The following is a 6,023-nucleotide window of genomic DNA, read 5'->3' on the forward strand; positions in this document are numbered from 1 at the left end:
AAAAGCATGAAAAAAATACTGAGTGTTATTGTGTCCCTGTCTTTACTAGCCACATTTGTACTGAGCGGATGTGGCAGCAAGGAGGAACCTGAGAAAGCAAAAGAAAGTAAGGAAATCGTGGTGGCTACGAACAGTGAGACTGGGGGACTGGATCCGGCGGGGATGATTGCTCTGACTTATCTGGCATATTCCGTGTCCGCACTGGACGAGCTGCTGACCTATAATGCCCAGGGCGAGATTGAATACCGGGCGGCAGAATCCTACGAGGTCAACGACGATTCCACGGTCTGGACCTTCCACCTGCGCAAAGAAGCGTCCTGGTCTGACGGAACCCCGGTGACATCTGCGGATTTTCTGAACACGATGGTCAGATCTCTGGATCCGAAAAGCGGTAATGGATATGCCAATTACCTGTTCCCTATAAAAAATGCAGAAGCCATTTACAACGGAGAAGCGGACGTGGACAGCCTGGGAGTGGAAACTCCGGATGACAATACCCTGATCTTTACACTGGAGAAGCCCTGTGTATACTTTTTGGATTTGCTGCGGCTTCCGGTCTATACGCCGTCCTGCACGAAATATGCGGATTCAGTGGACAGCGGGTGGGACAAGAGTCCGGCAACCAGCGTATCCAACGGCCCGTTTTATCTCACAGAATATGTGCCGGAGCAGTATTTTGTCCTGGAAAAGAATCCCAAATATTGGAATGCAGAACAGGTGAAGCTGGATAAAATCACCTACCGTTTCTTCGATGACACGCAGTCAATGGCAAATGCGTATGAGACCGGCGAGGTAGACGTTGCCCCGTCCCTCCAGTCCTCTGTTATGGAACTGTATGATGGAAAAGATGATCTGGTGATTACCGATACGATTGCCACCAGGTATATCTACCCGAACCTGAATGTAAAGCCGCTGGACGATGTGCGGGTGAGAAAGGCGATCAATCTCGCCATTAACCGGGAGGAGCTCTGCCAGATCGTGGGCGAAGACACAGAGCCTACCGTGAATTTTATCGCAAAGTATATGAAGGATAAAACCACCGGTGAATATTTTGTGGACGGTGCAGAACCTCCCTTCGAAGAAAATGTGGAAGAGGCCAGGAAACTGCTGGCAGAGGCCGGGTACCCGGATGGAGAGGGATTTCCGACGCTGACTTATAACTATCCGTCACTGGAAATGGATTCCGATACGGCCCAGGTTTTCAAAGAGCAGCTGAAAAAGAACCTGAACATTGATATTGAACTCAATGCCCAGGAATTGCAGGTAAACTATACAGAACGCCGTGCGGGCAATTTTGACCTGTGCAGAATGAACTGGACAGCGGATTTTGCGGATCCCTATACGTATCTGTCCATGCTGCTTTCTAACGGAACCTATAACTGCAGCGGCATTCAGGATGAAAGATATGACAGTCTGGTTGCACAGTCCGACACGGAGACAGATCCTCAGAAGCGGGCGTCTCTGATGCATGAAGCAGAGCAGCTGGCAGTAGGAGAAGAGTTCTATATCATCCCGTTGTTTTCCATGAAGAGCTGTAATCTTATCCGCCCGGAGATCACCGGGGTGACACAGATTCCGGCTACGGGGGCATTGGAATACCGGTATGCAGATATTGAGAAATAAGAAGAATCAAGAAAGTATAAACAGTTCATACAGTAGAAAAGTGATACATCGTAAAAGTTCAGGTCTGCCTGAACTTTTACAAGACAGTGCAGGAAAGGGGGAGGGGGATGTTTTATGTAGTAACAGGAGGCAGCGGCAGCGGAAAGTCGGCCTTTGCAGAAGATTTGATCTGCCGGAATTATCACGTGCCCGGGTCAGATCACCCCGCAGGCAGCCTGCTCTATATTGCGACGATGGTTCCTTACGGGGAGGAAACCAGGAGCAAGATTCGGCGCCACCGTGACATGCGCATGTACAAAGGATTTTCCACAATAGAGTGCTATACGGGGCTGGGTGCGCTGACCGAAAAAGGAGGGCAGCTGTATGAAGATGCTTCAGATTCTTTGAAAAGTCAGGGAAAGCCCTGCGTCCTGCTCGAATGCATGTCTAATCTGGTGGCGAACGAGATGTATGAACCTGGAGGAGCCGGTAATGATGCGGTGGCAAGTGTGCTTGCAGGAATTGAAATGTTGAAGAATCGCTGCCGTCATCTGGTTGTAGTGACAAATGAAATTTGTTCGGAATCAACTGAGGATACCAGCGAGATGGCACTGTATAAGAAAATGCTTGCGGAGATTAACCGGGGAATGGCAGCAACAGCAGATGGAGTGGTGGAAGTAGTGTATGGGATGCCAGTCTTTGTAAAAGGACAGAATCCGGCCCGCAGGGAACAGGAGGAAAATGTCATGCAGAAAGGAACCAAAAAGCAGAAGAATACGTCCTCCGTATCCTTAAAAATGGTGATTGGCGGAGCTTTTCAGGGAAAACGTAAATTTGCAGAGCAGACCTATGGAAACATACAATGGGCGGACGGTGCAGACTGCCCTGAGGAGGCGCTGTACACTTGCGGCGGTATTTTCCATTTTGAAGAGTATATAAAAAGAAGAATGAAAAAAGGGGACAATCTGGACGGTCTGGTACATTCCATCGCAGAGCGCAGCCCGGGGCTGGTAGTTGTGTCACGGGAGATCGGATACGGTCTGGTCCCCGTCGATGCATTTGAAAGAGAATACAGAGAAAAAACGGGACGCATCTGCACGGAACTGGCTGCACTGGCATCCAGAGTAGACCGGGTCATATGTGGGATCGGAGTTCCGCTGAAAGGAGATAAACAGGCATGAATCATATAAATCTGGAAAAGGTACTGCCCGGAGAAATTGAGGCAAGAAGTTTTGAAATTATAACGGAAGAGCTGGGAGATACACCCTTGATTCCGGGAACGGAACAGATTGTAAAGCGATGTATCCATACAAGTGCAGATTTTGATTACGCAAAGAATCTGGTATTTTCGGACGGCGCCGTGGATCGTGCGCTGGAAGCCTTGAAAAATGGGGCATCCATCGTTACAGATACCCAGATGGGAAAAGCGGGAATCAATAAAAAGAGACTGGAAAAATATGGGGGGAAAGTCTACTGCTTTATGGCAGATGAGGATGTTGCAAGGTCTGCAAAGGAGAATGGCACTACCCGAGCTACGGCAAGTATGGAAAAAGCCGCAGCTCTCGATGAAAAGCTGATTTTTGCCATAGGCAATGCTCCCACTGCGCTGGTACATCTTTATGAGATGGTTCAGGAAAAGAGGCTGAATCCGGAGCTGATCATTGCAGTGCCGGTCGGGTTCGTGAACGTAGTGCAGTCCAAAGAACTGATACTTGCGCTGGAGGAAACTCCGTCCATTGTAGCCAGGGGCAGAAAGGGCGGAAGCAACATCGCAGCATGTATATGCAATGCACTGCTGTATATGCTGGACTGACAGTTGGTTAGAATAAAACGGTATATTCAATAATTGAAATAAGTGCGCACCGCAGCGTGCAGGTGGGGGTAAAAATGGAAAAAGCATATTTCCCATTATTTGTGGATCTGTCAGAGAAAAAGATCATCATTGCAGGCGGGGGAAAAATTGCGGCCAGGCGGGCTGCAGTGCTCACCCGTTTTGCGTCGGACATAACAGTCATAGCGCCAGAATTATCTGAAGCTATGGAAAACCTTGCGGCAGAGCAGAAGATCCGCTGCGAACGCCGCATGTACAAAGCCGGCGATATCAGTGGCGCCGACCTGGTCCTTGCTGCAACCAATGACAGTGTGCTGAATCACAATATTGCCAGGGAATGCAGAGAACTTGAGCGTTCCTGCGGCAGAAGAATACTGCTCAGCGTAGCAGACGACAGGAGTCTCTGCGATTTTTATTTCCCGTCGGTGATCCAGAAAGATGAAATTGTAATCGGGATCAATTCCGGTGGAAGCGATCCGGGAAAGGTGAAGAAGTTCCGGGAAGAGCTGGAGAAAAAAATGGAGTTATAGAAAGAAGGATAAGTAATGAGAACCATGGAATTCACGATTGAAAACATAGAGGCATTTCGTATAGGCCAGACCCTCGAGGTAACGGAGGGAAAGCTTCCAACATCTTATTTTTATACAATCGAACACGCACTCGGCATGAGCGGAAACTTCAAAAATGCGGAACGATTGAAGACAAGAACAGGAACAGTCGTGGAGATAAAAGAGACTCCGCGGTTCCATGTGGCTGTATTGGAGTTTGACGAGTAGAGTATGGGGCAGGAAAAGGAAGAAAAGACAATTTTGCCGGTTGCATTGAATAGAAAAAAACAGCACACACCTTTTCAAAAGGAAATGCACCGTTTTTGCTGCCACGTAATTGTATTAAAGTTTGCCAGTTAATAAAAAAGCAGATAACGGGAATCGAACCCGCCTCTCCAGCTTGGGAAGCTGGCATTCTACCAATGAACTATATCTGCATCACAAAAATTATTATACAGCGTTTCATTTACAAAATCAAGATGTTTTTTAATTTCTCCGTTTCCTCTATAATAATTCCATCTTATTCACGCATATCCACCAAAAAGTACATTGATCTTTGAATAGACTTTACATTCTCATATATGTTATAATACATATAGTAATAATATTATGTATATCAAAAAAAGGATGTGATAGCATGAGTGACAAAGACATGGCAAAACAGATCATAGACGCTTTACCAGATTACAAAGTCAGTAAAATACTCTATATATTAAAAGGTATACAAATTGACGATGATATAGAGGATGAGATGTTTTGTGAGCGTTTAGCAGAGCAGTATATAAAAGCCGACGATCATGAGACAATCCCTTTTGAGGATGCTTTAAGAGAGGCGGGGATATCGATTGATGACTTACAAAATTGATATTGACAAAAAAGCCCAAAAGTTTATTCTAAAGCAACAAAAAGATAAAAGGGAATTAATCTATAAAGCAATATATAATCTGCCAAATGGGGATGTAAAAGCTCTGTCGGGACACAAAGGATTTTATCGAATACGCGTAGGCGATTACAGAGTTATCTATACAATAGACAACGGTATATATAAAATCTGCATCGTTGACGTAGGTAATCGCGGTGATATTTATAAAAGATACTAATCACAAAAAAAAAGAGTGCAAAGCCTATTCTGTTTTCAATGGAGCGATGCACTCTTTCATTAACTGTTAAATTGGTAAAGATGTTATATAGATAACATACTTTCACGTGAGGCCTTTATAAAATCGGGATTTAGCGACGAGCTTTAGTCTCGGCGCGGATGGGGGACGCTCCATAAAGGGATAGCCGAAAACCTCCCGGAGAACATCCATGTTCTTTCAAAAACGCGGCCGCGGACCTAAGAAATTCTAGGCGGGAAACAGCCCTGAAAATGGAGCACCACTGACACATCACGAGAAATCCGATGATTTCTCGCGCTGGGTCAGCTGATTTTTGGATTCGGAATCCAAAAATCTCTCCATTTTCCGGGCTGTTTCCCACCAAGAATTTCTAAGGTCCGCTTTGAGCGTTTTTGAAAGGACATGGATGTTTTCCGGGAGGCTTTCAGCTATCCCTTCTTGGAGCTGGCGCATCCAACCGGCAGGAAAAGGACTCGTTCCTAAGGTGGGGCCTCAAACGGGGGCAGCGTATGGTATTGAATTGGCGGGACTTATATATATCCAGTAGGTGTACATAAGCAATGGGATACGGTTCCAGTATCAAAATAATTCAATACACATCTTGAAGATGAAAAAATACGCATAGCCAATCCACATCCGCTGCCCTGGTCGGGGATCCCACCCGGTTGGCGAGCTTTCCTGCCGATTGGATGAGCCAGCTTTATGACAGGGAGGCCGGAGGGCTTGCCGCTTACAGTCCGCTTGGCTGGTTCATCCGACCGGTAGGCAAAGACTCGTTCCTATTTTTAAATCCAGTATATTTACGGGTAACAAGGCGATCTAACACTTATACTTATATAAACGAATTACCAATTCTGTTCCATCCGTTGCTACCGTACGAGGGCCCCTCTGGGGAATGAGCTCTTAACTACCGTTTGGATGCAA

At 46.4% G+C, this 6,023-nt stretch carries 7 protein-coding genes and 1 tRNA gene; 7 read left to right on the forward strand and 1 reads right to left on the reverse strand.

Translation table 11 applies throughout. The features are described 5' to 3' along the window. The first annotated feature begins 6 nt into the window (after positions 1–6). The 5 genes from GKG43_RS08765 to GKG43_RS08785 all read left to right on the forward strand — a co-directional run bounded on the left by GKG43_RS08765 (position 7) and on the right by GKG43_RS08785 (position 4,209). A complete protein-coding gene (locus GKG43_RS08765) occupies positions 7–1,623 on the forward strand; it encodes a peptide ABC transporter substrate-binding protein (RefSeq protein ID WP_129879007.1) in 1,617 nt (538 codons plus the stop codon). 107 nt (positions 1,624–1,730) lie between these two features. After that, on the forward strand, positions 1,731–2,783 hold the full coding sequence (locus tag GKG43_RS08770; protein ID WP_129879008.1) for a bifunctional adenosylcobinamide kinase/adenosylcobinamide-phosphate guanylyltransferase: 1,053 nt from the start codon (positions 1,731–1,733) through the stop codon (positions 2,781–2,783). Then, entirely contained in the window at positions 2,780–3,415 is a 636-nt protein-coding gene (locus tag GKG43_RS08775; RefSeq protein WP_025657114.1) for a precorrin-8X methylmutase, read from the forward strand. The genes GKG43_RS08770 and GKG43_RS08775 overlap by 4 nt, the downstream gene beginning before the upstream one ends. A gap of 74 nt (positions 3,416–3,489) precedes the next feature. Further along, complete coding sequence (locus tag GKG43_RS08780; RefSeq protein ID WP_129879009.1) at positions 3,490–3,963, forward strand: bifunctional precorrin-2 dehydrogenase/sirohydrochlorin ferrochelatase; 474 nt, start codon at positions 3,490–3,492, stop codon at positions 3,961–3,963. 15 nt (positions 3,964–3,978) lie between these two features. After that, positions 3,979–4,209 (forward strand): hypothetical protein, encoded by a 231-nt coding sequence (locus GKG43_RS08785; protein WP_025657116.1) that lies wholly within the window; start codon positions 3,979–3,981, stop codon positions 4,207–4,209. Positions 4,210–4,347: 138 nt separating this feature from the next. Here the strand turns inward: GKG43_RS08785 and GKG43_RS08790 are convergent. Continuing rightward, positions 4,348–4,418, reverse strand: a tRNA-Gly gene (locus GKG43_RS08790). A gap of 200 nt (positions 4,419–4,618) precedes the next feature. Between GKG43_RS08790 and GKG43_RS08795 the strand changes: the two genes are divergently transcribed. Next, positions 4,619–4,846 (forward strand): hypothetical protein, encoded by a 228-nt coding sequence (locus GKG43_RS08795; RefSeq protein WP_129879010.1) that lies wholly within the window; start codon positions 4,619–4,621, stop codon positions 4,844–4,846. Continuing rightward, positions 4,830–5,081, forward strand: coding sequence for a type II toxin-antitoxin system RelE/ParE family toxin (locus tag GKG43_RS08800; RefSeq protein WP_129879011.1), 252 nt, complete (start codon positions 4,830–4,832; stop codon positions 5,079–5,081). The genes GKG43_RS08795 and GKG43_RS08800 overlap by 17 nt, the downstream gene beginning before the upstream one ends. The last annotated feature ends 942 nt before the right edge of the window (positions 5,082–6,023 follow it).

It is taken from the genome of Eubacterium sp. BIOML-A2, assembly GCF_009680135.1.
In the GTDB taxonomy this organism is placed as follows: Bacteria; Bacillota; Clostridia; order Lachnospirales; family Lachnospiraceae; genus Faecalicatena; species Faecalicatena contortus_B.

Bases quoted from the DNA above. Each gene is read 5' to 3' on its own strand.
- GKG43_RS08785 (WP_025657116.1), top strand. From the start codon at position 3,979: ATGAGAACCATGGAATTCACGATTGAAAACATAGAGGCATTTCGTATA.
- GKG43_RS08780 (WP_129879009.1), top strand. From the start codon at position 3,490: ATGGAAAAAGCATATTTCCCATTATTTGTGGATCTGTCAGAGAAAAAG.
- GKG43_RS08775 (WP_025657114.1), top strand. From the start codon at position 2,780: ATGAATCATATAAATCTGGAAAAGGTACTGCCCGGAGAAATTGAGGCA.
- GKG43_RS08765 (WP_129879007.1), top strand. From the start codon at position 7: ATGAAAAAAATACTGAGTGTTATTGTGTCCCTGTCTTTACTAGCCACA.
- GKG43_RS08800 (WP_129879011.1), top strand. From the start codon at position 4,830: ATGACTTACAAAATTGATATTGACAAAAAAGCCCAAAAGTTTATTCTA.
- GKG43_RS08795 (WP_129879010.1), top strand. From the start codon at position 4,619: ATGAGTGACAAAGACATGGCAAAACAGATCATAGACGCTTTACCAGAT.
- GKG43_RS08770 (WP_129879008.1), top strand. From the start codon at position 1,731: ATGTTTTATGTAGTAACAGGAGGCAGCGGCAGCGGAAAGTCGGCCTTT.